The 26,458-nt window shown below is 48.2% G+C and carries 24 protein-coding genes; 10 read left to right on the forward strand and 14 right to left on the reverse strand.

From position 1 onward, the window contains the following. Positions 1-14 precede the first annotated feature (14 nt). The 5 genes from pstB to pstS all read right to left on the reverse strand — a co-directional run bounded on the left by pstB (position 15) and on the right by pstS (position 5,816). Complete coding sequence (gene pstB / locus C7B65_RS04370) at positions 15-836, reverse strand: phosphate ABC transporter ATP-binding protein PstB (protein ID WP_073069831.1); 822 nt, start codon at positions 834-836, stop codon at positions 15-17. Positions 837-839: 3 nt separating this feature from the next. After that, complete coding sequence (gene pstA / locus C7B65_RS04375) at positions 840-1,724, reverse strand: phosphate ABC transporter permease PstA (RefSeq protein WP_073069832.1); 885 nt, start codon at positions 1,722-1,724, stop codon at positions 840-842. Next, positions 1,721-2,713, reverse strand: coding sequence for a phosphate ABC transporter permease subunit PstC (gene pstC, locus C7B65_RS04380; RefSeq protein ID WP_073069833.1), 993 nt, complete (start codon positions 2,711-2,713; stop codon positions 1,721-1,723). Before pstC ends, pstA begins: the two co-directional genes overlap by 4 nt. Before the next feature lie 54 nt (positions 2,714-2,767). After that, positions 2,768-4,639 (reverse strand): iron uptake porin, encoded by a 1,872-nt coding sequence (locus tag C7B65_RS04385; RefSeq protein ID WP_073069834.1) that lies wholly within the window; start codon positions 4,637-4,639, stop codon positions 2,768-2,770. Positions 4,640-4,778: 139 nt separating this feature from the next. Next, positions 4,779-5,816, reverse strand: a complete 1,038-nt coding sequence (gene pstS, locus C7B65_RS04390) for a phosphate ABC transporter substrate-binding protein PstS (protein WP_073069976.1) — start codon at positions 5,814-5,816, stop codon at positions 4,779-4,781. A gap of 532 nt (positions 5,817-6,348) precedes the next feature. Here pstS and C7B65_RS04395 point away from each other — a divergent pair. Beyond that, complete coding sequence (locus C7B65_RS04395; RefSeq protein ID WP_143162007.1) at positions 6,349-7,422, forward strand: superantigen-like protein SSL4; 1,074 nt, start codon at positions 6,349-6,351, stop codon at positions 7,420-7,422. A gap of 11 nt (positions 7,423-7,433) precedes the next feature. Continuing rightward, entirely contained in the window at positions 7,434-7,973 is a 540-nt protein-coding gene (gene def, locus C7B65_RS04400) for a peptide deformylase (protein ID WP_073069836.1), read from the forward strand. Here def and C7B65_RS04405 read toward each other — a convergent pair. After that, the gene (locus tag C7B65_RS04405) at positions 7,959-8,330 is read right to left on the reverse strand and encodes a sulfite exporter TauE/SafE family protein (RefSeq protein ID WP_073069837.1); all 372 of its coding nucleotides are present in this window, start codon (positions 8,328-8,330) and stop codon (positions 7,959-7,961) included. The genes def and C7B65_RS04405 overlap by 15 nt on opposite strands. Positions 8,331-8,529: 199 nt before the next feature. Further along, positions 8,530-9,192, reverse strand: a complete 663-nt coding sequence (locus tag C7B65_RS04410) for a TetR/AcrR family transcriptional regulator (protein WP_073069977.1) — start codon at positions 9,190-9,192, stop codon at positions 8,530-8,532. Between the two features lie 156 nt (positions 9,193-9,348). Between C7B65_RS04410 and C7B65_RS04415 the strand changes: the two genes are divergently transcribed. Further along, on the forward strand, positions 9,349-9,582 hold the full coding sequence (locus C7B65_RS04415; protein ID WP_073069838.1) for a tautomerase family protein: 234 nt from the start codon (positions 9,349-9,351) through the stop codon (positions 9,580-9,582). Between the two features lie 264 nt (positions 9,583-9,846). Here C7B65_RS04415 and C7B65_RS04420 read toward each other — a convergent pair whose 3' ends face one another. Beyond that, on the reverse strand, positions 9,847-13,503 hold the full coding sequence (locus C7B65_RS04420) for a response regulator (RefSeq protein WP_073069839.1): 3,657 nt from the start codon (positions 13,501-13,503) through the stop codon (positions 9,847-9,849). 303 nt (positions 13,504-13,806) lie between these two features. On the opposite strand from C7B65_RS04420, the gene C7B65_RS04425 reads away from it, so the two are divergent. Both C7B65_RS04425 and C7B65_RS04430 read left to right on the forward strand, forming a co-directional pair. Next, positions 13,807-14,202 carry a response regulator gene (locus C7B65_RS04425; protein ID WP_073069840.1) on the forward strand — a complete coding sequence of 132 codons (396 nt, stop codon included), beginning with the start codon at positions 13,807-13,809 and terminating at the stop codon, positions 14,200-14,202. Between the two features lie 319 nt (positions 14,203-14,521). Beyond that, positions 14,522-15,748, forward strand: a complete 1,227-nt coding sequence (locus C7B65_RS04430) for a class I SAM-dependent rRNA methyltransferase (protein WP_244913160.1) — start codon at positions 14,522-14,524, stop codon at positions 15,746-15,748. 59 nt (positions 15,749-15,807) lie between these two features. On the opposite strand, the gene C7B65_RS04435 is transcribed toward C7B65_RS04430, so the two are convergent. Together C7B65_RS04435 and C7B65_RS04440 are read right to left on the reverse strand one after the other, a co-directional pair. Continuing rightward, complete coding sequence (locus C7B65_RS04435; protein WP_073069841.1) at positions 15,808-16,149, reverse strand: DUF5615 family PIN-like protein; 342 nt, start codon at positions 16,147-16,149, stop codon at positions 15,808-15,810. Further along, positions 16,146-16,439, reverse strand: a complete 294-nt coding sequence (locus C7B65_RS04440) for a DUF433 domain-containing protein (protein WP_073069842.1) — start codon at positions 16,437-16,439, stop codon at positions 16,146-16,148. The genes C7B65_RS04435 and C7B65_RS04440 overlap by 4 nt, the downstream gene beginning before the upstream one ends. Before the next feature lie 213 nt (positions 16,440-16,652). On the opposite strand from C7B65_RS04440, the gene C7B65_RS04445 reads away from it, so the two are divergent. Together C7B65_RS04445 and C7B65_RS04450 are read left to right on the forward strand one after the other, a co-directional pair. Further along, a complete protein-coding gene (locus tag C7B65_RS04445; protein ID WP_073069979.1) occupies positions 16,653-16,862 on the forward strand; it encodes a hypothetical protein in 210 nt (69 codons plus the stop codon). Then, entirely contained in the window at positions 16,863-17,276 is a 414-nt protein-coding gene (locus C7B65_RS04450) for an HNH endonuclease (protein WP_073069843.1), read from the forward strand. A gap of 360 nt (positions 17,277-17,636) precedes the next feature. Here the strand turns inward: C7B65_RS04450 and C7B65_RS04455 are convergent, their stop codons facing one another. Further along, complete coding sequence (locus tag C7B65_RS04455; protein WP_073069844.1) at positions 17,637-18,101, reverse strand: hypothetical protein; 465 nt, start codon at positions 18,099-18,101, stop codon at positions 17,637-17,639. Positions 18,102-18,131: 30 nt separating this feature from the next. Here C7B65_RS04455 and C7B65_RS04460 point away from each other — a divergent pair, with 30 nt between their 5' ends. Continuing rightward, on the forward strand, positions 18,132-20,852 hold the full coding sequence (locus C7B65_RS04460) for a U32 family peptidase (protein ID WP_244913161.1): 2,721 nt from the start codon (positions 18,132-18,134) through the stop codon (positions 20,850-20,852). 45 nt (positions 20,853-20,897) lie between these two features. Here C7B65_RS04460 and C7B65_RS04465 read toward each other — a convergent pair whose 3' ends face one another. Both C7B65_RS04465 and C7B65_RS04470 read right to left on the reverse strand, forming a co-directional pair. Next, the gene (locus tag C7B65_RS04465) at positions 20,898-21,788 is read right to left on the reverse strand and encodes a metal ABC transporter permease (RefSeq protein ID WP_073069846.1); all 891 of its coding nucleotides are present in this window, start codon (positions 21,786-21,788) and stop codon (positions 20,898-20,900) included. Positions 21,789-21,793: 5 nt separating this feature from the next. Further along, positions 21,794-22,564: a metal ABC transporter ATP-binding protein gene (locus C7B65_RS04470; protein WP_244913162.1), complete on the reverse strand. Its 771-nt coding sequence runs from the start codon at positions 22,562-22,564 to the stop codon at positions 21,794-21,796. Positions 22,565-22,601: 37 nt separating this feature from the next. Here C7B65_RS04470 and C7B65_RS04475 point away from each other — a divergent pair, with 37 nt between their 5' ends. Next, positions 22,602-23,612: a metal ABC transporter solute-binding protein, Zn/Mn family gene (locus C7B65_RS04475; RefSeq protein WP_073069847.1), complete on the forward strand. Its 1,011-nt coding sequence runs from the start codon at positions 22,602-22,604 to the stop codon at positions 23,610-23,612. 279 nt (positions 23,613-23,891) lie between these two features. Here the strand turns inward: C7B65_RS04475 and glnA are convergent, their stop codons facing one another. After that, positions 23,892-25,319: a type I glutamate--ammonia ligase gene (gene glnA, locus C7B65_RS04480; protein WP_073069848.1), complete on the reverse strand. Its 1,428-nt coding sequence runs from the start codon at positions 25,317-25,319 to the stop codon at positions 23,892-23,894. Positions 25,320-25,798: 479 nt separating this feature from the next. Between glnA and apcB the strand changes: the two genes are divergently transcribed. Continuing rightward, positions 25,799-26,308 carry an allophycocyanin subunit beta gene (gene apcB, locus C7B65_RS04485; RefSeq protein WP_073069849.1) on the forward strand — a complete coding sequence of 170 codons (510 nt, stop codon included), beginning with the start codon at positions 25,799-25,801 and terminating at the stop codon, positions 26,306-26,308. Positions 26,309-26,458: the final 150 nt, after the last annotated feature.

Raw genomic sequence — 26,458 nt, forward strand, 5'->3', positions numbered from 1 at the left:
AGCTAGAGACTGCTTTAACCAAACCGACCTTGCACATAATCTCTTGTGCGAGATTGAGACGCTGCCATAAAAATCTGAGTCGTAGCGCCAAACTCAACGAGTTGACCAATCCGACTTTCATCGGTGCTAAAAAAAGCCGTGTATTGAGAGACGCGAGACGCTTGCTGCATATTGTGAGTCACGATCGCGATCGTCAGTTCATGCCGCAAACTATCGATTAGTTCTTCAATTTTCATTGTGGCGATCGGGTCAAGCGCCGAACAAGGCTCATCCATCAGCAAAATTTTGGGCTTGACTGCCAGCGCACGAGCAATGCACAGACGCTGCTGTTGTCCCCCCGATAGTCCCAATGCCGACTTACTGAGATTGTCTTTGACCTCATTCCACAGTGCCGCACTACGCAAGGCAGATTCAACAGTTTCGTCTAGGCTGACTCGATTAGGGCGGCTAAACACTCTCACGCCATAGGCCACATTGTCATAAATGCTGCTCGGAAAAGGATTTGGCTTTTGAAATACCATCCCAATCTGGCGACGTAATCGATTGAGATTGACCTGACGGCTGTAAATGTCTTGACCAAAAAACTCGACTTGACCTTCGACACGCACCACTCCTTCAAGCTCACTAATCCGATTGAGGGCTTTGAGAAAAGTAGATTTTCCACAGCCAGACGGCCCGATAATGGCGGTGACTTGCCCTTGATAGATATCCATTGAGACGGACTCGATCGCCTTCTGGCTACCATAATAAAACGCCAAATCTTTGACCCGCAGCGCTGGAATTAGATCGCTGGTTGATGAAGCGTTGATTGCTGAATCATGAAAACTAAACTGCATAATCTAACGATTCTTGAAACGATTAGAAGTAACAATACGCGATGCAATATTAACGAATAAAACAATGCCAACGAGAATCACAGAAGCGCTCCACGCCAGTTTGTTTTGCTCGGCATAAGCAGAACTGGCATAGTTATAAATCATCACGGATAGAGAAGCAGTTGGACTCGTCAAACCCTCAAACCAATTTTGGCTAAACAGCGCCGTGAATAGCAGCGGAGCCGTTTCTCCTGACGCACGAGCCACCGCCAGTAAAACGCCTGTAGTAATTCCAGGTAACGCAGTCGCGATCGTAACTCGGAACACAGTTTGAAATCGACTTGCCCCCAAAGCAGAAGACGCAAGCCTTAACGAGGTGGGCACTAACTTTAAAGCTTCTTCGGTAGCTAAAATGACGATCGGCAGCATGATAATCGACAGGGCAAATCCCCCTGCTAATGCTGAAAATCCTTTAACCGTCAACACTACCACCGCATAAGCAAACACTCCCACCACGATCGAGGGCACACCACTTAACACAGTCACCACAAAGCGAATCAATTGAGCGATCGCTTTTCCTTGACTAAATTCCGCTAGATAAATAGCTGTTAATATCCCCACCGGAATGCTAATCAGAGAGGCAATTCCGACCATAATTAACGTGCCGACGATCGCGTTAGCAAACCCATTGGGTACGCCTTCCATGCCCACTGGAGCAGGTAAATTAGTCAACACTTCCCACTTTAAGCCTGGAACGCCCTGACGCAAAATCTCTAGCAAGATTGCGAGGAGTGGTAACAGCGCAAGTCCTGAAAGTAGGAATGCGATCGTCGTCATTCCATAATTAAATACCGTTCGTGCCGGAGACAACGGGCGACAAAGTTCTGGAGTGATTGAAGTCTGCTTCATGATTGACCGTTCGCGCTCAGAAACTTGACCATGACGATCGCGATCATATTGACGATGAGGGTTAAGGCAAACAGAATTAATGCTAGGTACATCAATGCGCCAATGTGCAGCCCATCACTCGCTTCAGCAAACTGATTGGCTAACAGAGCCGGAATGGTATTGCCGGGATCTAATAATGAAAGGCTAATCTGATCGGAGTTGCCAATCACCATTGTGACTGCCATCGTTTCACCCAACGCTCTGCCTAACCCCAACATTGCCGCACCTAGGATGCCAGAAATAGCAGACGGCAACAGCACTCTAAACGTCGTCTCCCATGGCGTTGCACCCAGAGAAGCCGAGGCGCTGCGAAGCTCTTTGGGAATGGCAATTAACACATCGCGGCTAATGGCTGCGATCGTTGGCAAGATCATAATGGCTAAAATAATGCCTGCAATTAACATACTTGGGCCCGCAGGCTCAGAATTAAAAATAGGAATCCAGCTAAAGTGCTGAAATAGCCATTGTTGAATCGGCTGTAGGAATGGAATCAGCACAAAAATTCCCCACAAGCCCACAATCACACTCGGAATCGCGGCAATCAGTTCGACAATAAACGCGATCGGCGATCGTAACCAGGGCGGCAAAAAACTTTCACTCGTGACGATCGCCACCGCCAACCCAATCGGCAGGGCAATGAACAGCGCGATCGCAGAACTCACCAACGTGCCATAAATGTAAGGCAGCGCTCCAAATACGAGTTCATTAACGTCCCAGTTTTGAGTCCAGAGAAAGCCTAAACCAAACTGCTCGATCGCGGGTCGGGCTTGCCCAAAAATCACCCAACTCATCCAGCCTAGAATGACCACGACTGACACAGAGACTCCCTGAACAAGCCAGGTAAACCCCTGGTCAACTAGAGAATGATTGCCCTCTTGACCCGTGAGATTGACCCCTTGAAGCATGTCTCGACTGATGGATTTCTTGGCAGGTTCAGGAGATGCAGTCATACCAATTTCATGTGTGAACGGGGTAGGGGCACGGCCGGCCGCGCCCCGGATTATTTAGAACGCAAAAGTCGTCCGAATGGTGCCGATATACGTGGTGTCGTTGCTGTTGTTGTGTTCTGGGTTAAAGATCACGATCAAACCCGGTGTGATCGAGATGTTGTCATTGATACGATAGCGATAAAATCCCTCAAGATGGAGAGACGTATCGAGGTCGCGACGACGCGCTTGATTAACCAACGGGTTTCTGACTCCATAGTCACTGCCCCCTGCTCTAGGAGGCTGACCGACGACAAGACCTAACAGGTTGCCTTCTTTCAAGAAGTCAGGAAACGCTAGCGTCACTGCCCAGTTCCAGATATCGGCTTTATCGCCCCTGTTGATGATCGGGTCAGCAGGCGTGCCGCCCCCTGTCTTCCGTGCTTCTGCGCGAGTGTAGCCACCCCATGCCGAAAGAATCATGCCGGGGCTGAGCCGGAAACTCCCCTCTAGCCCAAAGGCATTGGTGGTCGTCGGCGTGATGGTGGTAGCGTTGTTAAACGGGCTGTCAGCAAATGCGCTTCCAGTGCCGCCTGAGACTCCAGAGCCATTACGGTAAAAAGCATTCACATAAGTGAAACCAAGACTCAATGCGGGGCTTGGTTGAAACACCAGTTGTCCCAGCGCGGCATAGTTGCCGTTAAACAAGCCGTTGCCGTTAATCGGGTTGCTCGCGACTCCTGTTGGCACTAGGTAGCCCAAAGAAAGGTTAAATTTGCTGCCGAAGGTGAATTCGGAACCAAATTTATGATTTAGGATCAATCCGGTGCCTGTGCCTGCGCGGTAGATGGGGTTAAATCGACCAAAGCGTGAAATCGAACCGTTGGCGCTAGACTCTGTAGGACTTAGCGTTGGAATGCTGTCGTTATATTCAAGCCCATCATTGGTGCCCGTGCCGATAAACACCGTCGTCAGATCGCCGAGCGGGAAGCGATATTCTAGACGCGAAAGTTCAACAGCATTGCCTTGATCGCCATCAAATCCTAAACGGGTCATGTTGGTGCCCGTTGTTGCGACGTTAAACTGGACAATGTTTCTGGCTTGCAGTCGAGTTCTCAAACGATCTTTCCCTGAGAAACTCGTATCGAGGTTGAGTCGAACCCGATCGCTAAACGTTGTGTTTTCGCGCACACCTCGACCGTTTGGCAAAAACGTGTTGCGTCGTGCTTCTCTCTGAGCATCCGTTCGTTCGTTATCGACTTGACGCTGCTGGTCAGAGTTGAGCGCCCGATCGCCGCCGATCGCGCCATTGACTGCAAAGATCACCTCTCCAGTCAGCTTAGTTGTCGTCGAGAATTGCTGCTTTTCTAGCGTGGTTGTGCGAGCTTCGAGTGCGTCTACCTGACCCCGAAGCGTTGCCAACTCAGCCGCAAATTCTTCTTGCAGCCTTTGCAGAGTTACCAGATCTTCTTTTTTGACCAAATCAGCCGTTGCCGCCGCAATTAATTCGTTGACGCGATCGAGACACGCATTTAAGCCCGCCGCAAACTCAAAGCGAGTCAGTGCGCGATTGCCGCGAAAGGTTTTGTCGGGATAACCGACAATGCAACCATACCGTTCTACCAGCGATTGCAGTGCCTGAAATGCCCAATCAGTGGGTCTGACATCTGAGAGTTGCGACACTGATGTCACTTGACCCATCACTGTAGAAGAGTTTTCGGGGAAAGTGTCGATCGAACGCAGAGTCTCAATGGATTGCGGAGCCTCGATCGATACTGGCTCTTGGGCTAAAACTGATTGAGCAGGATTATTTGAGCGCGGCGCTGCGATTGATACTGGCTCCTGGGCTAAAACTGGTTTAACATCGGTCTGCGCGGAGGCAGAAGTAGCGAGCAATGCCGTCACACCCATTGGGGCTACTAATAGAGATCTCCAGATAATTTGAGACATTTCAACTCCTCACACTAAAAACATTGAGAACACAAACATTAGAGAGTCGCGATCGGGTCAATCAATCATGGTTGACCATAGACTAATCGTTCGTAGAAGCATTCTCAGGGAACGTTCCTACGAACGATTGACTTAACGACTAAGGCTTGACTTCACTCTTGACCGCTTGTAGAGCGCGGGTTGCCGTGTCAGACGGAATGCGCGTATAGTCAAGCCCATTGTTGAGCGCTTGACCATCAGTCAATACCCACTCTATCCACTTCTTCATTGCCGCCGCTTTATCCGGATCATATTGCTTGTAAACCATCATCCAAGTCAGCCCCGTGATCGGGTAGCCAGATTTGGGATCGCCTTCAAACACGCGGAAGTTATCGGGAAACGTAACGGTCGAAAGGGCTTCGTTTGCCGACTGAACCGACGGCATCATAAACTCGCCCTTCTGGTTTTGCACCTGAGCGATCGACAGATTGTTTTGCTTGGCGTAAGCATATTCAACATAGCCAATGCTGTTAGCGGTGCGAGACACCTGAGCCGCAACGCCAGGATTTCCCTTGCCCTTAATGGGGTTAGTCGTCCATTTAGGAGCCGTGCCGACACCCACTCTGCCCTTGAAATAGGGGCTAACTGCACTCAAGTGGTTGACAAAAATAAACGTGGTGCCACTGCCATCGGCGCGGACAACACTCTTGATTTCTGTGTTGGGCAGATTGACACCTGGATTGTCTTTCACGATTTTAGGATCGTTCCAGCGAGTAATGCGCCCTGCAAAAATTTCGGGTAGAGACGTGCGAGAAAGTTTGAGGTTAGAAACACCTGGCAGGTTATAAACTACGGCAACTGCGCCGCCTGCGGTGGGCACCAAAATCACCCCTTTTCCGACTTTTTTGATATCGTCATCCGTCATAGCAGCGTCACTGCCGCCAAAATCGACCACTCCGGCGATGACTTGTTTGATGCCGCCACCACTGCCGATCGCCTGATAGTTGACTTTGATGTCAGGATTTTTTTTCTGAAACTCAGCGATGTAGCGTTCATAAAGCGGAGCCGGAAATGTCGCTCCTGCCCCGTTGAGCGTGACTGCTTGAGCGATCGCTGTGAGAATCGGTGCAAAGGCGATCGCTGCGGTGACAACCGAGGTTGTCAATGTTCGACGAAAAGCAACTGTTGAAAAAGCCATTGTGCGTTCCTCAAGCAAAGACTGATTAGAAATTGAGTGATCAATCAAACAATCTCTGACAACCCTACAATTTAAGTGGTTAAGCACAAACAAACGGATGAATAAATAATAGTTAATTTTGGGTAAAGTTCAGTTTAAGATGAACTTTGAGCTAAGTTTATCTCAGTATTTCGGCTTAAAACAGCTAATATTTATGCTTACAGGTGACATTCTTAGATACAATCCCTCTGAGGAGCGATTATCTAATATAAAATTCTGAAAACTTTTGAAGTTTAGAGACTTAGAGCGATTCAAAGAACTTGGGATGAGTGATAGATTCTTGATTTAGATATCAGTTTATCGCTCTTAAATCGTTTATCAAATGTGTAATCCCTAATTCTTTATAGGGTTAATTTATTTAAGGCTTTCAATAGCTTGAATCTACCGCGATTTGTTGTCTAAACTGATAAAAAACTGTTTTGTTCAGAGCGATCGCTTTACCAAAGTAATTTTAGATTTCAACGATTTCAGCCCCCTATTTTCAACAACCGCCATGCAGCGCGAATTCGGAAAACTTCCGTCGATTCCCCAGTTTCCTTTCTGGAACAATTTGCCTACTCCGGTGAAGACAATTGTTCGGCCGATGTTATTGGCTTCAGTGGGGCTTCATGCGCTATTGCTGTTTGTGCCTCTTCCGGGTGAAAATCAGCCGTCAAAACCCACGCCAGAAAAGACGGTCAAAGTCACCCAGCTACCGCCCACCAGCCAGTCAAAGTCAAAGGCTCAACCGTTGGCTAAAGCCACGATCGCGCCGTCGCCCAAGCGTGTGATGCCAGCCGCCCGCCCCAATGCGATCACGATTCCGTCACTGATCAAGCCAAAACCCGTCGAATCTGCACCCGAAACCGCCGCAGCCTCCAAGTCAGCCCCAGCAGCTAACAATCCGTTTGCCGATTTTCCTCGCTATGCCAATGCCAAGCCGGGTTCTTTTGAGTCACTGCCAGCAGCGCTAAGTCCGTTGAGTTTTCAGACGGGTGATCCGTTAACAACCGTAGAGGCTTTCTTTAGGAGTGAACTCCCTAAAAAACAGTTTGAAATTGGATCTCCGACTAATCTTGGCGACGTTAAGGCTATTTCAGTTACCAAGGGCGGAGTCACAAAATATCTGCACCTAATGACCCGCGCTGGTAAGGGAACGGTCTTCTTTCTGCTGGATAATGCGATCGATATTAATTCGCTTCCCAAAGACACCAAGATTCAAACTGAGCCACCAGAAAAGCTAGAGCTAACTCAACTCTTCACAGAGCTTGCAGATCAGGTCAACTTTGTGACGAATAATCCTGAACAAGAACTGAACGACCCGATCTTTGTTTCAGCATCAGGCATCGAGTTTGATCAAGGAAAAGCCACCGCGATCGGAGCAGGCACCACAGTTCCATTGGCGCAGTTAGATGCACAGTTGCAGTCGCAATTAGCTAATATTGGATTTACGGTGACAGCATCGGGCAGTTATGGGGGCGGCACTGTTTATCAAATCACCAAAAATTCTTACTCGCGCTATCTCACGATCGCTCCCACTAAAGATGGTGGCGGTTGGGTTTATGTTTTTGAGAAGGCTCCAGGTTAGCAGAGGTTGTTATGAGTGAACCACTAGAAATTATTGAATTGGGACATCCCATTTTGCGTCAGACTGCACAACCGATTTTGAACGTTCAAGATCAAACAATTCAGACGCTGATTGACGATTTGTTGTTGACGGTTAAACAGGCAAACGGAGTAGGTATTGCCGCCCCACAAGTCGCGCGATCGTCTCAGTTGATGATTGTGGCATCTCGTCCTAATCCTCGTTACCCAACTGCGCCAGAGATGCAGCCGACTGCGATTTTGAATCCACGTATTTTGTCGCACTCAACCGAAACAGTCATCGGATGGGAAGGGTGTTTGAGCATTCCGGGGATTCGGGGGAAGGTGCCAAGATATCAGGCAGTCGAGATTGAATATACCGATCGCAATGGCACGCTACAAAAAATGGAAATGACCAATTTCATCGCCCGAATTTTTCAGCACGAATTCGATCATTTCAATGGCATGGTGTTTCTCGATCGAGTCGAAACCACTGAAGCGTTAGTGACCGAAAAAGAATATCAAAGACAAATGGAAGCGTTAGCGAAAGAATAAATAACGGGCACCAATTCCAAACAGAAAAATGCCGTAGAGTTTTTTCATCAATTCACTACTAATGAGCGGTTGATTAGCGAATAGCGCTCCAAAAAGATTGCCGACTAATAAGCCTGCTGCGATCAAAACAGCATCTCGAACGTTGAGATTGCCATTGCGCTGATAGACGATCGCGCCTAGAACTCCGATCGGGAGAATTTGAGCCGCGATCGACGTTCCGGTTGCAAACTTTTGATCCATTCCCATTAACAGCACCATTGCCGGAACCATAATCGCACCGCCTCCGATGCCAAACATGCCGCCAGCAATGCCAGCCGCTAACCCAATCAACAATAGTTGAATAATCTCAGTAGACATTCGATAAGCTCCCTTCAACCGTGTTTGTAGAAGACTTTATCGTAGAGCAACCTTTCTCAAAAAGGAGTCATCAAAGCTAGATTTTGCGATACCCTCTCAAAAACGATTGCGACAGATTGAACGATCGTGGGAGGAGACACGACAGTCGTGCCCCTACTTTTTCTGTACGAGCATGGCACAGCAGTACCCTTACGCAAAATCATGGCATCCCGTGCGCCGATCGTTTCTGCTTCGGCTCCATCCTCACCGTGAGTCGGGCTAATACATTTTCCACTCCCCTGCGCGCTTGGGTCAGATGAATCGGGTCGTTCATCATCACAAAAAGAAAATTCCCAGCCAAAAGCATGGACTCGATTTCAAAAACCGCCTGATCAACTTCCGTATTGGGATCTATCTCTCCCAAGTCTTGCGCCTCAAGGATGCACTGCCTCAATAATGCCAGCCAATTGCCCAATATCTCAACGACTCGATCACGCGCTGGACCAGGACGTGTGTCAAGCTCCGCAGCGACTGAGGCAAAAAAACATCCACCCGGAAAAACTCTGCGTTCGAGATGTGAAAGAAATGAACTAGCCAATGTCTTGAGCCGCTCAGTTCCTGCTTGCGCCTTCATTGCAGGCTGAAGCACTTCACTATCAAAAATCACGGCTGCTGTTTCGATCGTCGCTAACTCCAATTCTTCTTTGGATTTGAAGTGCGCGTAGAGTCCACTTTTGCTCATCCCAATTTCAGTGGCTAGGTCTCCAAGCGACAAGCCAGTCAGTCCCTTCGTGGTTGCCAGCTTCGCCGCAGTGAGCAGAATGGTGGTGCGGCTGGACTGTCCCTTCGATCGGCGGGGTTCGTCGCTTTCGGAACTGATCATAGATAACGAATCAACGCTCATAACATAACATAAAGTAACATTTATATCTTGACAGTAGCACGAACGGTCGTCATAATCGAGGTAAGTAAAAGAACGAACGGTCGTTTTATATACTGTTCTTCCCAACAACTCAAACTTACAGACTGGAGAAAACCTATGCCCTTAGTAAATGTGAAACTGATCGAAGGCGTTTTCACGTCAGCGCAAAAACAGGAGATGATCCGCAAGCTCACTGACACAATGGTGTCGATCGAAGGCGAGAACCTGCGCCCAGTGACGTGGGTAGTGATCGAAGAGGTTAAGAGCGGCGACTGGGGAATTGGTGGCGATTCCCTTACCACTCACGATGTGCAGGCACTTGCAGCGGGCAAGTCCAAAGTCAACACCTAACCCTGCGCCGCAGTGACCCGATCATCGCGCTGTGATTGCAAGCGTGACCCTCCGTGGGTCGGGTCGCTAAGATTGAGTTAATGTTAGTTCGACGAGTTTTTTCGCTTCGTTGTCGGTGGCTTCTACCCCCTAAATCCCCCAGAATGGGGAATTCAGGGAGCTCTCCCAAATTCACACTGCCTTCGGCTCAGCAAAGCTGTTCGAAGCGAACTACTTCTGTCGAACTGCCGTTAAGTTATTAGGCACTCAAGACAACATCGGCACTTACCGATATAGCCAAACTCTCAGCAGCGAAAGCAATTGATCGGTGTCAACTGGCTTTGTGATGTAGTCAGAAGCGCCCGCCTCGATGCACTTTTCGCGATCGCCCTGCATCGCTTTTGCCGTCAGCGAAATGATTGGTAAAGATCGAAAACGATTTTGCGATCGAATCGCGCGAGTTGCCTCATGACCATCCATTTCTGGCATCATCACATCCATCAACACAATGTTGACATCGAGATTTTCTTCTAACGTGGTGATGCCGTCTCTGCCGTTTTCAGCAAACACGACTTGCATTTGATAACGCTCTAACAGGCTGGTAATCGCAAAAATGTTCCGCACATCATCATCGACAATCAGAACTTTTTTGCCCGTCAAAACTGAATCTGTTTGCCGTAAATCTTCTAAAATTTGACGCTTGGGCTGAGGCAAATTGGCTTGCACTCGATGCAGAAATAACGCCGTTTCGTCGAGTAATCGCTCTGGCGATCGCACGTCTTTGACAATGATTGTTTCGGCTAATCGCTTCAGTTGAGTTTCTTCTTGGCGAGTTAACTCTTTGCCCGTGTAAACCACGATCGGAGGTTTCGATCGGCCCGACTGCTGCCGAATCTGTTCCATTAGCTCAAAGCCGTTCATATCAGGCAAGCCCAGGTCTAAAATAATGCAGTCAAAGTGCGTCGATCGCAGGGCTTCTAGCGCGTCTTCCCCTGAGCCAACTGCCGTACTCTCAACGTCACCATTCCCAATCAGTTCGATAATGCTTTGAGCTTGCACCGCATCATCTTCGATTACTAAAAGGCGTTTAATCGGACGATCGACGAAACTCTTAATTTCTGATAGCGCTTCTGTTAACGACTCTGAAGAAATTGGCTTTTGCAAATAATCGATCGCGCCTAGCTGAAAACCCCGCTGCAAGCGATCGTCACTCGAAATAATATGAATTGGAATGTGACGAATATCGGGATCATGTTTAATACGATCGAGCACCGTCCAGCCATCCATATCGGGCAGATGAATGTCGAGCAAAATTGCATCAGGAACAAACCGCCGCGCCAGATTTAACCCCGGCCCGCCGCGTAGCGCCACCAAAACCTTGAAGCCCTGCTGCCTTGATAAATCGAGCAAGATGCGAGCGAAGTTAATATCATCTTCAATAATCAGCAGAACGCGATTTTCATCCCGCAGGCTGGCGCGATCGCCCGGTTGAATGATGTCTCGATCGTCCGCAACTTCGTTCATAGATAGCGTAGCAGCCACTGGCTCTATCGCAGGCACCACCGATGGGCTGACGGGGCGCACCGACGGCAAAACCTCTTCAGGGTTACTAATATCTGTGTCTGGTTTCTGATAAGTTTGGGGCAAATACAATGAGAACGTGCTGCCCTCTCCGGGACAACTCACCACCTTGATCACACCGCCCAAAAGATAAGCCAATTCGCGGCTGATAGACAGCCCTAGCCCTGTACCGCCATATTTGCGACTCGTTGTGCCATCGGCTTGCTGAAACGCTTCAAAAATGATCTGTTGTTGCTCGATCGGAATGCCAATCCCTGTATCTGTGACCGAGAAGGCGATCGTCGGATTTTCGGTTAGCGTGTTGAGCAACGTCACCTCTGTTAGGTGAATGCGAAGGACAATGCCGCCTCGTTCAGTAAATTTGAAGGCATTAGACAGCAGATTTTTGAGGATTTGTTGCAGACGCTTGGCATCGGTCGAAATGATCTGAGGCAGGTGAGCATCGAGTTCGATCGTAAAGCTGAGTCCTTTAGCTTGGGCAACCTGCTGAAACGTGCCCTCTAAAAAGCTTTTTAGGTTGGCAAATGAGAGCCGCTCAGGGTCGATCGACAACGTGCCCGATTCGATTTTTGCGAGGTCTAAAATATCGTTGATTAATTCCAGCAGATCTCTTCCAGCAGAGTGAATAGTGCAGCTATATTCCACCTGCTTTGCGCTCAGATTGCCCTCAGAGTTTTCTTTCAGTAATTGTGCCAAAATCAGCAAACTATTTAATGGAGTTCGCAACTCGTGAGACATATTTGCCAAAAACTCTGACTTATATCTTGACGACAGCGATAACTGTGCGGCTTTCTCTTCTAGCGCTTGTCTCGCCTCCTCAATCTCTTGATTTTTGTGTTCAACTTCTTGCTTTTGAACTTCGAGTAACTCTGCTTTTTCTTCTAACTCTTCGTTTAACTGCTGCAATTCTTCGTTTGACTGCTGCAATTCTTCCTGCTGTTGCTGCAACCGCATTTCTGATGCCTGAAGAACTCTCGCTTGTCCTTCTAACTGCTGATTGCTGTCTTGTAGTTCTGCTTGTTGGGCTTGCAGTTCTTCAGCAAGTGTTTGAGTCTCTTCTAGAAGTTGTTGAGTTCGCATATCAGCCGCGATCGTGTTAAGTGCTACCCCGATCGTTTCACTCACTTCCTCTAGAAAGGCTAGATGAGCATCGGTAAAACGCTGCAACGAGGCAAGCTCAATCACTGCAACCACCTGTTTTTCAAACGTCACAGGCAACACAATTAAACTGCGTGGAGAGACACTGCCTAACGCTGAATGAATGTGAAAATAATCACTAGGAACATTGTTTAACACAATGGCGCGCTTTTCGAGGGCACACTGTCCGACTAACCCTTCGCCCAACGCGATCGAGTTGACTCGCGATCGTGACTCATCACCCGCATAACTCCCCAAATGGATTAATCGAGGTTGACCATTGCGGATATCGAGTTCATAGAATGCGGCTTGCTGGGCATCGACGATCGCGGCTAAATTTGACAACAGTGCGTTTGAGATCGTCGCCAGATTGCGCCGCCCTTGCAGCATTTGACTCACGTCCGCCAAACTTGTTTTGAGCCAGGTTTGCTCCTCATTTTTTTGAGTGCTTTCGCGCAAACGAGTGATCATGTGGTTGATCGTGCGCGATAAAACCCCAACTTCATCTTGACGATCGGTGACGGGCAGACTTACCGCCAAATCACCATCCCCAACTTTTTCTGCCACTTTAGAAACGTCATCGAGCGGTTTAGAGATGTGCCGATTGAGCAAAACTCCTAACAATGTGAGCAGAGCTAGCGCGAGTGGAACGCCATAAGTGATGCTTGCGATCGTGTCACGGGCAGCAGTCTCAGCAGCCCCGGTGCGTTGCCGAAGTAAGTCTCGCTCTTTGGCTTCCATTTGCCCGATCGTGCGACGAATCTCATCCATCAATCGTTTGCCACGATCGCTACGAACTATGACAAGCGATGCGTCAAGCCCTTTGGTGCGACGCAGGTCAATTCCTTCTTTCAACACCGCAAGTCTACCTCTAACCAATGGCTCCAGCACTTCAACATTGCGCTGCTGGCTGGGGTTGTCTGCGGTTAACTGTCGAACACCGCTAATCTTCTGGTCTAGCTTACTGATTGCTGCTTGATAAGGCTCAAGATAGCGAGGTTCACCCGTGAGAATATAGCCGCGTTGCCCAGTTTCAGCGTCTTTTGCAAGGGAGAAAATTTCTCCTAGCTCATTTAGCACCTGATAGGTGTGCGTTTCTTGACGGGCACTTTCAACAAGCTGGTGAGTGCCCCGATAAGCAATAAACCCCACGACAGAAAAGATTGCTAAACCGAGGGCAAAGCCTGAGCCAATTTTGGTGCCAATCTTTAAGCGGTTTAACATGAAGAGACTTTGCCGATAGCGTTTCTAAATCAAGGATAGCGAAGTTTGAAGACAGATCAATGAGTTGACTATTCTAATCGCTGAACGACGGCTCGATCATTCTCTCTTTGATAGCGAAAATAGTTGTTAGCGATGTATATCTTAGTGTAGATTTTGACATCTTGAAGTATAATTTTTTGAATTAAATCTACTGGACATTTTTATGGAGCAAAAACGCACAAGTCTTTCTCCAGGAAGAGGGGATCTTGCCATTCCAGATAAGACAATCTAAGTGGAAATCTAGTTCTAGAGCAGAGAACTCCGATGAATTACTGGTCTTCTCAGCGTAGGAATCCCTGCGTTTTGGTCGTCGATGATGTGATCGATAACTCTTACTTGCTGCAAGTGCTTTTAGAGGGTGAAGGCTATCAGGTTGAAATCGCCGATAGCGGACGTGCCGCGATCGCTAAGATTAGCGCGTCTCCTCCTGATCTCGTTTTGTTAGATGTCATGATGCCAGAGATGAACGGTTTTGAAGTGGCGCAACAGATTCGCCAAAATCAAAAACTTTCGTCGCTCCCGATTGTTTTAGTGACGGGTCACGATTCTCTTCAGCCATCGGCGCTTGAGACGGTGAAAGTCAATGGACTGATTCGGAAGCCGATCGATTTTGAAGAAGTGCTGACGAAAGTTGAATCAGTCTTAACTACACAGAAGTAAGTTCAGGAAAGACAATCAACTGAACCAGATTTAAAGATGTTTTCTGAACTTGAATCTTTTGAGACTTTTGAACGCATCTAAAACGACCAATTGCTCTTCTAGAGTCAGTTTGTCAAGCAAATCCTGCACCCAATCTTCTTGCCGGATCTCTGAATAATCTCGCTGCATAGCTTTTCGACACATTTTCGTTTCAGATAGTGTGTTTGACATCGGCTCGAATACTTGATCCTGAGATTATCAAAATTGCATACCCGAATCATAAAGAAAAAATTAAAACTTATCAATAGTTTTCAAAAATTAGCACGATCGTCGAATACGATTGCGGCGACTGGCAAAATCTGTCACAGTAGTTGCCCAACGCATCTCCATCTCAATGGCAAAGCTCCGCGAAATCTATCTACCCACCACTCTCAAAGACCACTTGGTCAAAGGGCATCCCTGGGTCTATCGAAATCACATTTCTGAAGCGGTGCATTTATCGTCAGGAAGTTGGGTAAAAGTTCGCTGTGGCGGCTGGACAGGCTATGGATTGTGGGATGCTAATGGCGCGATCGCAGTCCGCATTTTCTCCGATCGTGATCTCCCCACACCTCCCTGGTTTCGACAGCAGATTCAAGCCGCCTGGGAGTTGCGATCGGCGCTCAGAGATCAAGGCTGCACCGCCTATCGCTGGTTGTTTGGCGAGGGAGATGGACTGCCAGGGTTAACTGTCGATTTATATGGAGATTTTGCGGTCGTGCAAACCTATATGCCGGGGGCAGAAGAACTGTTAGATTGGCTCGTCAAGTCGCTGATCGCAATTAAACCACTTGAAGGCATCTCCCTACGAACTCAGCACGGCGATCGGGCAGACGGTGATAGCAAAACTCAACTGTTATGGGGCAAACCCGCTCCTCAAGCATTAATCGTGGAGGAACATGGCTTAAAGTTTCAAGTAAATTTGCACACCGGACAAAAGACCGGATTGTTTCTCGACCATCGCGAAAATCGGCGGTTTGTCGAAGGGCTGAGTCGCGATCGAGACGTGCTGAATTGTTTCTCCTACACGGGCGCTTTTTCACTCTATGCGCTGCGCGGCAACGCCCGCCATGTCACGAGTGTAGACATCGGCAAAGGGTTGGCAGAGTCGGCAGACCAGAATATTGCCCTCAATCATCTCGATGCTACCCGACATCAATTCATCACTCAAGACTGCTTTGAGTTGTTGGATGGTTACGCTCAAGAAAAACGCAATTTTGACCTAATTATTCTCGACCCGCCCAGTTTTGCCAAGAGCAAGCAAAACCGCTATGCTGCTTTGCGCGGCTACACCAAACTCAATGCTTTAGCGCTGCGATGTCTCGCTCCCAATGGGTTGCTGGTGTCGGCAAGCTGCACAAGTCAGGTGAGTCCTGAAGCGTTTAAGGATATGTTGGCGACCGCAGGTGCCTCAGCAGGGCGACGCGTTCAAATCATTCATGAAGCAGGACACGCGATCGACCATCCCGTCCCGGCGCAATTTCCAGAAGGACGCTATCTCAAGTTTGTGGTTGGACGGGTTCGATAGTGGGGCGATCGCAGACGCTGTTGGTGACAGTAGATCGTAGACAGTCTCGTGCAAAAAATTTAGGCATATAGCAATTGATTCATAATCTCATCAGCCGTCAGCGCACTCACTAGAATGCCAATCCGCCCTGCGACTTCGTAAGCATTTTTCTGAGGCACAATAATAATCCCAGAGTGTTGTTTGTCCTCCACGTATTCGAGATGCAACCGCTCAAAATCGACTCGGTTATGGGTCAAAATACATCTGCCCAGAGAAGTTGCGAATTTAAGCTGTTCACGATCGGTTCTGCCGAGGGTTGCCTGTTCAGGAACAGTTGTGACATCAAGACCACGCGATCGCAACAGTACAGCAACCAATGCCGACATATCCTCATCGGTGTAAAGTGCTGCAAAAATTGTCACGATGTGCCCAATGCCGCCTTTACAGATGGATGTACCAACTCATCAGGCACTTGGTTTCGCTCAATATACTCATTAATCTCTGTTTGATGATCGAGATAGAAACTCAGGGCATCAAACACTTGTGCCAGAGTGAGATGCGGCAAATGGTTGAGAATTTCTTCTGGCATCACGCCTAACCGCCACAAACCCACAATGGCGCGGACTGATGTACGAGTGCCGATAATAATTGGCTCTCCGCTCAAAATCTCAGAGTTGCGAGTAACGTAGCGAGAGGGAGTCTCAGCAATCATAGAACTGATTATTTAGTAGGACTATCGCTACCTCTAGTTTACCTGATTGAGTTTTGTTTATGCTTCAGCCAATCAAGGGACGATCGACCATCCCGTCCCGGCGCAGTTTCCAGAAGGACGCTATCTCAAATTTGTGGTTGGGCGAGTTCGATGAGTGGTGCAACATGGGCTACACTACCTTTCATAGACCTGATTACTTGGAGCAACATGGAGATGTCTGAAGTAATTGAGATCCCCGCTGAACTGACTCGTTTTCGACTTCCAAATGCTGTCCAAGAACGGCTTCAACGTTTGCTCGATCGCCAAGACACAGGTGAAGAACTGACTCAAGCAGAACGTCAAGAAGCAGAAGGATTGGTCGAGTTAGCAGAATTCTTATCGCTGATTCACCTGCGATCGCAGCGGGTGACAAAACAGGCATAGATGTCTACGATTCCAACTGCTTTGCGTCGATCTGTCGTCCAAGAAGCAAGTAATCGCTGCGAGTATTGCAGGTTATCTCAAGCAGGGCAAGAGGCAACCTTTCACATTGACCACATCGTACCTGTTGTGGCAGATGGCAAAACGACAGCAGATAATTTGGCGCTTGCCTGCGTCTCTTGTTCACTGCACAAATCTGCTCGGCAGATGGCTAAAGATCCGGTGACAGGAGAACCCGCTCATCTTTTTAACCCACGTCAACAAATCTGGAAAGAGCATTTTCAATGGGATAACGTTCGTGTTGTCGGATTGACTCCTACAGGACGAGCAACGGTTGAAGCTCTCTTGATGAATCGTCCGATAATCCTGTCAATTCGAGCGGAGGAAGAACTTCTGGGTCGGCTTCCACCGCCCTAGATTAAAGGAGGTTGCAGAATAAGTGGATGAAGACGCTATCTCAAATTTGTCGTCGGACGGGTTCGATAGTGGGGCGATCGCATTTGAGAGGATGTTTGAAAAGTAGTCGTTGAACGCAACACCCACCCTGAAATAAATTTCGGGCTAACAAAGGAAAGTCCGTTTCAACGAACCAAGATTCTGCTTCTGATTGGCTTTCAACCCGTTTTAACGGGTTTTGACTATCAGCTCGAAATTTATTTTAGGGCGGGACAGAACCGAAGCGAAGCAGCTTTTTGTACTTTTCAAACATCCTCTAAGATTTAGCTTTGGCTTTCGGATCTGACGAGCTAACATTGCAGCGTTGTTGGGCTGCGTGGTTTATGAACGTAGTTTCCGAATCTGGTTGTCGATTTTCCGAACCAACTCTAAACCTGCTTCTGCTACCGTCTTGTTGATTTTTACTCTTTCCTCCCAACTAACTCTCTTGCCGTCCTCAATTTTCACCATCTCATGTGCAGCTTTATTCCTAGCCTTTCTCCAATGATCAAGATCGTTAAGGACAAGACAGCGTAAGAGTTCATCCGTTTTGTTCAACTTATCCGATCTGATTGCCTGAATTAGTTCTCCAAGAGTCTTGAAGCTAAAATCTTTATCGAATAGAAGAGATAAGTAGCTCTCCAAACGATCAGTAATTAGACTTTCTACGATACTAATTGCTTCCAAGTAATAGCCATCATCTATGGATTTTTTAATCCAAGAGAATGAAGATTTATACAGTTTGTATCGTTCTTGACCTATATCGTTATCCAATGCCGTAATAGCTCTTCTTCTGGGTTCAGTCATAAGAGGTCACATAACTAATTTTTTGATAGATTGCTCGAAAAGATAGCTTTCTGGCTACTGTCTCTACCGAAACTTAAGCAGTCTAACTACTATATCGGGCTGAACTATGTCGGGCTGAGCATTCTGCCTCTCATTCTAGAACCGATCAATGAGCAGAAGGCTTCCATTCTTGATGAGAGCGCCCCAAGTTTCCCAGCGTGTCTTCGTCGCCAACCCGCTCACCCAACTATCATAGAAACAGTCATTTTCTCAACGCTCATGCACGCTGCTGAAAACGAAACGTCTCCCGCTAATCTTCTGCGATGTCCCGAACTGCTTGCTCCTGCGGGACATTGGGATTGCGCCAAAGCTGCCGTCGAAAATGGTGCAGACGCGATTTATTTTGGCTTAGATCGGTTTAACGCTCGAATGCGGGCGCAAAACTTCACCGAAGCCGATCTGCCTCAGCTAATGGAGTTTTTGCATCGTCGCGGCGTGAAGGGTTATGTCACCCTCAACACCTTGATTTTTCCAGCAGAGTTAGCGGAAGCCGAACAGTATCTCCGCACCATCATCTCGGCTGGAGTTGATGCGGCGATCGTGCAAGACATTGGCATTTGTCGGCTAATTCGTCACTTGTCACCTGATTTCCCGATTCACGCTTCGACGCAGATGACGATCACCAGCGCCGCCGGAGTAGAGTTTGCCCAAACGATCGGCTGTCAGCTAGTAGTGCTGGCTCGTGAGTGTTCGATCAAAGAAATCAACAAAATTCAGCAGCAGATTGCCGAAAAAAACGTCTCGCTGCCGTTAGAAGTGTTTGTGCATGGGGCGCTGTGTGTTGCTTATTCGGGGCAATGTTTAACCAGTGAGTCACTAGGCGGACGGTCTGCCAATCGCGGCGAATGCGCTCAAGCCTGTCGGATGCCCTATGAATTGATTTCAGATGGTCAGGTGATTGATTTGGGCAATCAAGATAATCGCAAATATCTCTTGAGTCCACAAGATTTGGCGGGGCTAGACGTGCTGCCAGAGTTAGTTAAAACAGGAGTCAGTTGTCTCAAAATTGAGGGGCGATTGAAATCCCCTGAATATGTGGCAAGTGTGACGCGAGTCTATCGACAAGCACTAGATCGGGCAATGTCAGATCTAGAGTCAACCGATCAAGGATCAGAAGACCGCTATAACCTTGAGATGGCGTTCTCACGAGGACTCTATACCGGATGGTTTGAGGGCATTAATAATCAAGCATTAGTTCACGCTCGATTTGGGAAAAAGCGCGGCGTTTACCTGGGCGAAGTCACCCAAATTTGCAATGAACAGATTACGCTACGACTGCAAGCACCCCTTAAGCCGGGAGACGGTGTAGTTTTCGACAGTGGGCACCCCGAAGCCTCAGAAGAAGGCGGACGGATTTACACGATCGATCGTCAAGGACAGGACGCAATTCTCGCATTTGGACGCGGTGCGCTGAACTTCAAAAGAATTCATCTCGGCGATCGCGTCTGGAAAACCAGCGACCCGGAACTCGATCATCAAGTTAGACAAACTTATGCAGGAGATACGCCTCATTTTCAGCGTCCGATTGACCTTGAAATTTATGGAGACATCGGACAAACTCTGGGGGTGATTGCCCGCGATCGCGTCGGTCATGTCGTGCAAGTCGAGTCTGAGATGTTGTTGGTCGAGGCACACAGCAAACCTTTAACGAGCGATCGTCTGCAAGAACAGTTAGGGCGACTCGGCAACACGCCCTTTTGTCTCGATTGCTTGACCAATCATCTCAACAGCTCTGTAATGCTGCCCGTGAGTGAACTAAATCGCATTCGTCGAGAAATTGTTGCCCAGCTAGAAACCCTCCGGGCACAGCCTAAACGCTGGCAGTTTGACTCAAACGCGATGCTTTCAGAGTTGCTTCCTGTTGTTCTCGATCGCACGGTGGCATCTCCCAGGCTTCTAGTCTTAGTTCGCAGTTTGGGTCAACTTCGAGCCGCGTTAGAAACAGACATTCAGACGCTCTACTGTGAGTTTGAAGATCCGCGCACTTATAAACAAGCGGTGCAACTTGTGAGGCAGCACGGCAAGGAAGTTTGGGTTGCGCCGCCTCGAATTATCAAACCTGGAGAAAATTGGATCTTGCAGCAAGTGCGCGATGCTCAGGCAGATGGCTATCTAGTGCGAAACTATGATCAGTTGCAGTTTTTTGAGCAAACTCGCTGCATCGGAGACTTTTCGCTCAACGTCGCTAATGCCTTGACTGCGGACTATTTAATGCAAACGTTTGTCTTAGAGCGAGTCACCGCTTCTTATGATTTAAACATCTCGCAACTGCAAGACCTATTAACGAGCGCTTCTCCCGACTGGTTTGAGGTGACCATTCATCAACACATGCCAATGTTTCATATGGAGCACTGCGTGTTTTGCGCCTTTATGTCAGACGGAACTGACTATACCAACTGCGGGCGACCCTGCGAAAAGCATGACGTAAAACTACGCGATCGGGTCGGGACAGAACACATTCTCACCGCCGATGCTGGGTGCCGCAACACTGTGTTTAACGGCAAAGCGCAAACGGGGGCAGAATATTTTCAATCGCTGGTAAAATTAGGAGTGAATCACTTTCGGATTGAATTTGTCAACGAAGCTCCCGAACACATTAAACACACGATCGAATGCTATCAAAAACTTCTTAAGGGAGAAATTAACGGTTCGCAACTCTGGCGATCGTTAAACCTGCAAAATCAATTAGGGGTGACAAGAGGAACGTTCTGAATAAAGTCACTTCGGCCCCTTCGGAGACTTGCCCACCTGCATTCGCTACATTTTTGTTGGTCTTGCTAGACCCAGGTGGCGCAGAACCCTTTCTATACTTCCGTTTGGGTTAGGTCGAGTCAAAACGCCTTGAGTGGGACTGAAGAGAAACGCCACCAAAAATAGCGTTGAGGAAACAAGCACGATCGCGGGACCAGAAGGCAGATTGTTGTAATAACTGATGTAGACTCCGATGATGCTGGCGATCGCGCCAATCACTGCACCGAGCAACATCATGTGATGCAGTTCTTTGACGAGCAGGTAAGCAGTCAAAGCAGGACCGACCAGCAGCGAAATTACCAGAATGACACCCACGGCTTGCATACTCGCAATAATCGTCAAGGTGATCACTGCCATAAAACCGAAGTAAATCGTATCGACGGGTAAACCAAGCGCTTTTGCACCCATTTGATCAAACGTATAGAACAATAGTTCTTTGTAAAATATTCTAATCGCACACAAAATTAGAAGCGCAATGATTAGCGTTCGATAAATATCAGTCGTTGTTACACCTAAGATATCGCCAAAGAGAAAGCTATCGAGATCAATCTTATTTCGCAGTACAGTAATTAACACAACGCCCAGCGCAAAAAAGCTAGAAAACGTTAACGCCATTGCTGCATCCACTTTAACGCGAGACTGAGAGCGAATCCAAGCAATGATCAATGCACCTGTGATGCCGGAAGCAAAGGCACCAATCAGAATATCAACTCCTAGAAAGAATGAGATCGAGAGTCCTGGCAACACGCAATGAGCAATGACATCTCCTAAAAGCGCCATTCGTTGAACAATCAGATAACTTCCGACAACGGGACAAAGAATTCCGGTGAGAATGCCAATGGCGATCGCATTTCGCATAAATTCATAATTCAATGGCTCAATCAGTAAGTTCAACATATTAATTAACAGAAAAATGTTGGTTCTTCCGCGTGAAATGGAGCCTGCATCGGCACCCCGTAAGCTTGATGCAAATGCTCTGGGGTCATCACAAATTGCGGTGAGCCATCGGCGATCAGGCGCTGATTTAACAGCAAAAGTCGATCGAGTTGATTCAGCATTTGTCCCCAATCATGACTGCTAACGAGCAAGATCTTGCCGTGCGATCGCAGTTCTGCAAATACCTCTAACATCATTGCCTCAGTCTTCTTATCGACTCCCGTAAATGGCTCGTCAAATAAAAACAGATCCGCTTGTTGAGCCAAGGCACGAGCTAGAAAGACTCGCTGCTGCTGTCCACCCGATAATTCTCCAATGCGACGACCCTTTAAGGGCAACATTTCTACTCGTTCCAATGCCGCTTTGACGATCTCCTGAGCCGCCCGACCAGGACGGCGAAACCAGCCTAGCTGCCGAGTTCGTGCCATCATCACCACATTCCAAACCGTGATCGGGTAATCCCAGTCAATCTGCGATCGCTGCGGCACATACGCCACTCGTTCGAGTTGTTGGTGTAAGGGACAAGTGCAGTAGCTTACCTTCCCACCCACCGCCGGAATCAAACCCAGCATCGCCTTCAGCATCGTGCTTTTGCCTGCCCCATTCGGGCCCACAATTCCAACGAGTTGACCCGGCTCAATGCGAAAGCTAATGCGATCGAGTCCACACACTCCGCGATAGTTGACAGCCAGTTGCTGAACCTCTAACATAAAAACCTGAATGAAAATGATTCTCATTATAAGACAATTTCCTCATTTCAGGTGTTAAAAAATCATGGACAACGCATTGCGTCAAACTTGGGGAGCCGCCACAATAGCACTGACAGTCAGTATCTTGACAGCCTGTAGTTCTTCTACGCAGACCAGTCAAACCAGTCCCACCGATTCTGCAACAGGAACGGCAGCCACAAATACACCAAGCGCTTCAAACACAGGCATTAAAGTAGTAGCAACTAGCACCGTGTTGTGCGATCTGACCAAACAAATTGCTGCCAATACAGTTGATCTCACTTGCTTGATTAAGCCTGCTGCCGATCCCCACGTTTATCAGCCAGCACCCGAAGATCGCAAAGCGATCGAAGATGCCAATCTGGTTCTCTATTCGGGTTATGACTTCGAGCCAAGTTTAATGAAGCTGATCCAATCGACCGCTAATTCTACGCCAAAGGTTGCGATCGCAGAAGTTGCGGTTCCGACTCCGCAGCAGTTTGATGAAGACGGTCAAACGGTTCCTGATCCGCACGTTTGGCACAACGCTCAAAACGGAATTCAAATGGTTGCCGCAGTTCAAAGTAATTTAGCGAAAGTTGCGCCTGCGAATGCAGCCCTTTATGCCAAAAATGCTCAAGCGATGACGACAGAACTGACGCAAATTGATGGCTGGATTAAGTCACAAATTGCCACCATTCCTGAAGCGTCTCGTAAGTTGGTGACGACGCACGATGCTTTAGGCTACTACTCTAAAGCCTATGGGCTTCCGGTTGAAGGTGCATTAGAAGGCATCAGCACTGAAGAAAAGCCGACTGCAAATCGAGTCAAGGAATTAGTCAAAACGATCGAAGATGATAAGGTTCCAACGATCTTTGCTGAACTCACCCTTAATCCTAAGTTGATCGAAGCGGTTGCCAAAGAAGCAAACGTGAAAGTTTCCGATCGAGAACTCTATGCAGATGGATTAGGAGAAGCCGGAAGCGAAGGGGACACTTACCAGAAAATGCTCGTTGCGAATACAAAAACGATCGTTGAAGGATTGGGAGGACAATTTACCCCGTTAACAGCAAAATAAGTCGATATTTCTAACCTGATTCTGTAATACCAATTTGATTTGTGAACGCGACAGATCCACACGAGAGCACGGAATACGGTAGGGGCATGGCATGCCGTGCCCCGTCGGATCGAACGATCAGTCGCCATTGCTTCCGAAATTGGTATTAGATCGATCGCAATTGTTTTTGAAATGGGCATAGCTCAATAAAGAGAGTACCGATCGTGTCCTCCCAAAGCAAATCCCCCAATGAAAATCTTCACTGAGGGATTTGTTCCACTGAGACAACAGTATCTAGGTCTAGCAGTCGTAATACAACTCAAACTCGTAGGGAGTTGGCAACTTGCTAATCGGCTTCACTTCACCCTCCATCTTCATCGCGATCCAGTTATAGATGAAGTCTTCTGGGAAGACACCGCCCGCCGTGAGAAATTCGTGATCTCTCTCCAGATTGGCCAGCGCTTCGCCGAGGTTTGCGGGTGCTTTGGGCACTTTTGCCAATTCCTCTTTACTCATTTCGTAGATGTCTACATCCAAAGGTTCGCCCGGATCAATCTGGTTTTTGATGCCGTCTAGCCCCGCACAGAGCATCGCCGAAAAAGTGAGGTAAGGGTTACTCGATGCGTCAGGGCACCGGAACTCTAATCGCTTGGCTTTAGGATTGCTGCCCGATAGCGGAATCCGAATTGATGCCGATCGATTCCCCGCCGAGTATGCCAAGTTGACCGGAGCTTCAAAGCCAGGAACCAACCGCTTATAGGAGTTTACGGTTGGGTTAGTGAACGCTAGAAGTGAAGGCGCGTGGCGGATCAAGCCGCCGATGAAATGCAGCGCCATTTGGCTCAAGCCTGCATATTTGTCGCCTGCAAACAACGGCTGTCCATCTTTCCAGATTGACATGTGGCTGTGCATTCCAGAGCCATTGTCATCGTGGATCGGCTTGGGCATGAAGGTTGCCGTCTTGCCATATTTACGAGCAACGTTTTTGACCACATACTTATAGGTCTGCACATAGTCAGCCGCGTGTACCAGGTCAGAAAAGCGGATGCCTAGCTCACACTGTCCACCAGCAGCAACTTCGTGGTGATGCTTCTCGATCGGCACGCCACACTTCGCCATCGTCAGCAGCATTTCTGTCCGAATGTCTTGCAGCGTATCGGAGGGAGCCGCCGGAAAATAGCCCCGTTTCTTGCCAATTTTAAAGCCAAGGTTGCCGCCCGGTTCAGAACTGCCTGAATTCCAAGAACCTTCGCTCGAATCAACGGCATAGTAGCCCGTGTGACCCTCTTGCCCATAGCGAACATCGTCAAAGATAAAAAATTCGGGTTCAGGGCCGCAGAAGACTTTATCGCCGATTCCTGTAGAGATCAAATAGTCAACGGCTTTCTGCGCGATCGATCGGGGGTCACGCTCATACATTTGCCCGGTGCGAGGATCGACGATCGTGCAAACCATGCTCAGGGTTGGCACTTCCATGAAGGGATCGATCCAAGCAGTGGTGGGGTCAGGCACCATCGCCATATCAGAACTGTTGATGGCTTTCCAGCCGCGAATGCTAGACCCGTCAAACGCTACACCCCCAGAGTTGAGAAAAGATTCTTCCTCAATCAAACTTTTGTGGAACGTACAGTGTTGCCAAATTCCATAAAGATCTACAAACTTGAGGTCGATCAGTTCAATATTCTGATCCTCAATCATCTTTAGAATTTCTTGTGCAGTCTCAGCCATGAACTACTCCTTGAATCGGGGCTAATAAAGTCTTCTCAGAAGGGTTTGAGAAGATGTTGAACGAATACGGCTCAGTTAAGATGTTTCACCTTAATCGGAAAGATTTATGAGGTCTTTAAAGAAAAAGCGGCGATCGCGCATCTTTCTAGAGCTAGACCCTGAGTTCTGTGAATCATCGTAGGGAGAGCGATACAGGAGTTTTGTATCTTAGACTACAAAATCCTTAGTCGTTAGCAAGAATTAAATTTAGGTTAACGACTATGATTGCGTCTTGGGACGTAAAAATGTAACGTTTCACAACGTCTAGGGGGATCAGCGTTGTCAGCATTTCAATCGGCTCAACCCTGCGTGGTAGACTTACGCTAAATCATTTTGATGAATTTGATGGAGCGCTCGGCTAGTTGCTGTGGGTCGAGGCTCTAATCAGAAAACCACAAACACCAGATCTGTTTATCGGGATTAATTGGGAGAAGAATTTCATGCGCGATGCAGTGACAAGCCTGATTAGAAACTACGACATCACCGGGCGATATCTTGATCGCAATGCGGTTGATGATTTAAAATCCTATTTTGCAACCGGGATGGCGCGTGTGCAAGCGGCCGGAGTAATCAACTCCAATGCGGCGGCGATCGTCAAGCAAGCAGGCTTACGGTTGTTTGATGAACTCCCCGAACTGATTCGCCCCGGCGGCAACGCTTACACCACTCGTCGCTATGCCGCGTGTCTGCGAGATATGGACTATTATCTGCGCTATGCCAGCTATGCACTGGTCGCTGGAGACACCGACGTGCTAGATGAGCGAGTGCTAGAAGGTCTGCGAGAAACCTACAACTCGTTGGGGGTTCCCAGTGGCCCAACCGTGCGCGGCATTCAAATCATGAAAGAAATTGTCAGAGAGCAGGTTGCGGCAACTGGCATTGAAGGAGCCTCGTTTATTGACCAGCCCTTTGACTACATGACCCGTGAATTGGGCGAAAACGACCTTTAATTAGGTTTGTCAGGTCGGTTTTTAATCCGGCGATCGTAGGGGCAAAGCCCTCGGTAGTTCAGCTTTCGGAAATTCCAAGAAAGCGTTCGCCGAAGGCTTTGCCCCTATGTCATGTCGTGGCTTATTTTCTAACCCTTCAGATCAGCATCG

Source organism: Phormidesmis priestleyi ULC007 (assembly GCF_003003695.1).
Lineage (GTDB): Bacteria > Cyanobacteriota > Cyanobacteriia > Leptolyngbyales > Leptolyngbyaceae > Phormidesmis_A > Phormidesmis_A priestleyi_A.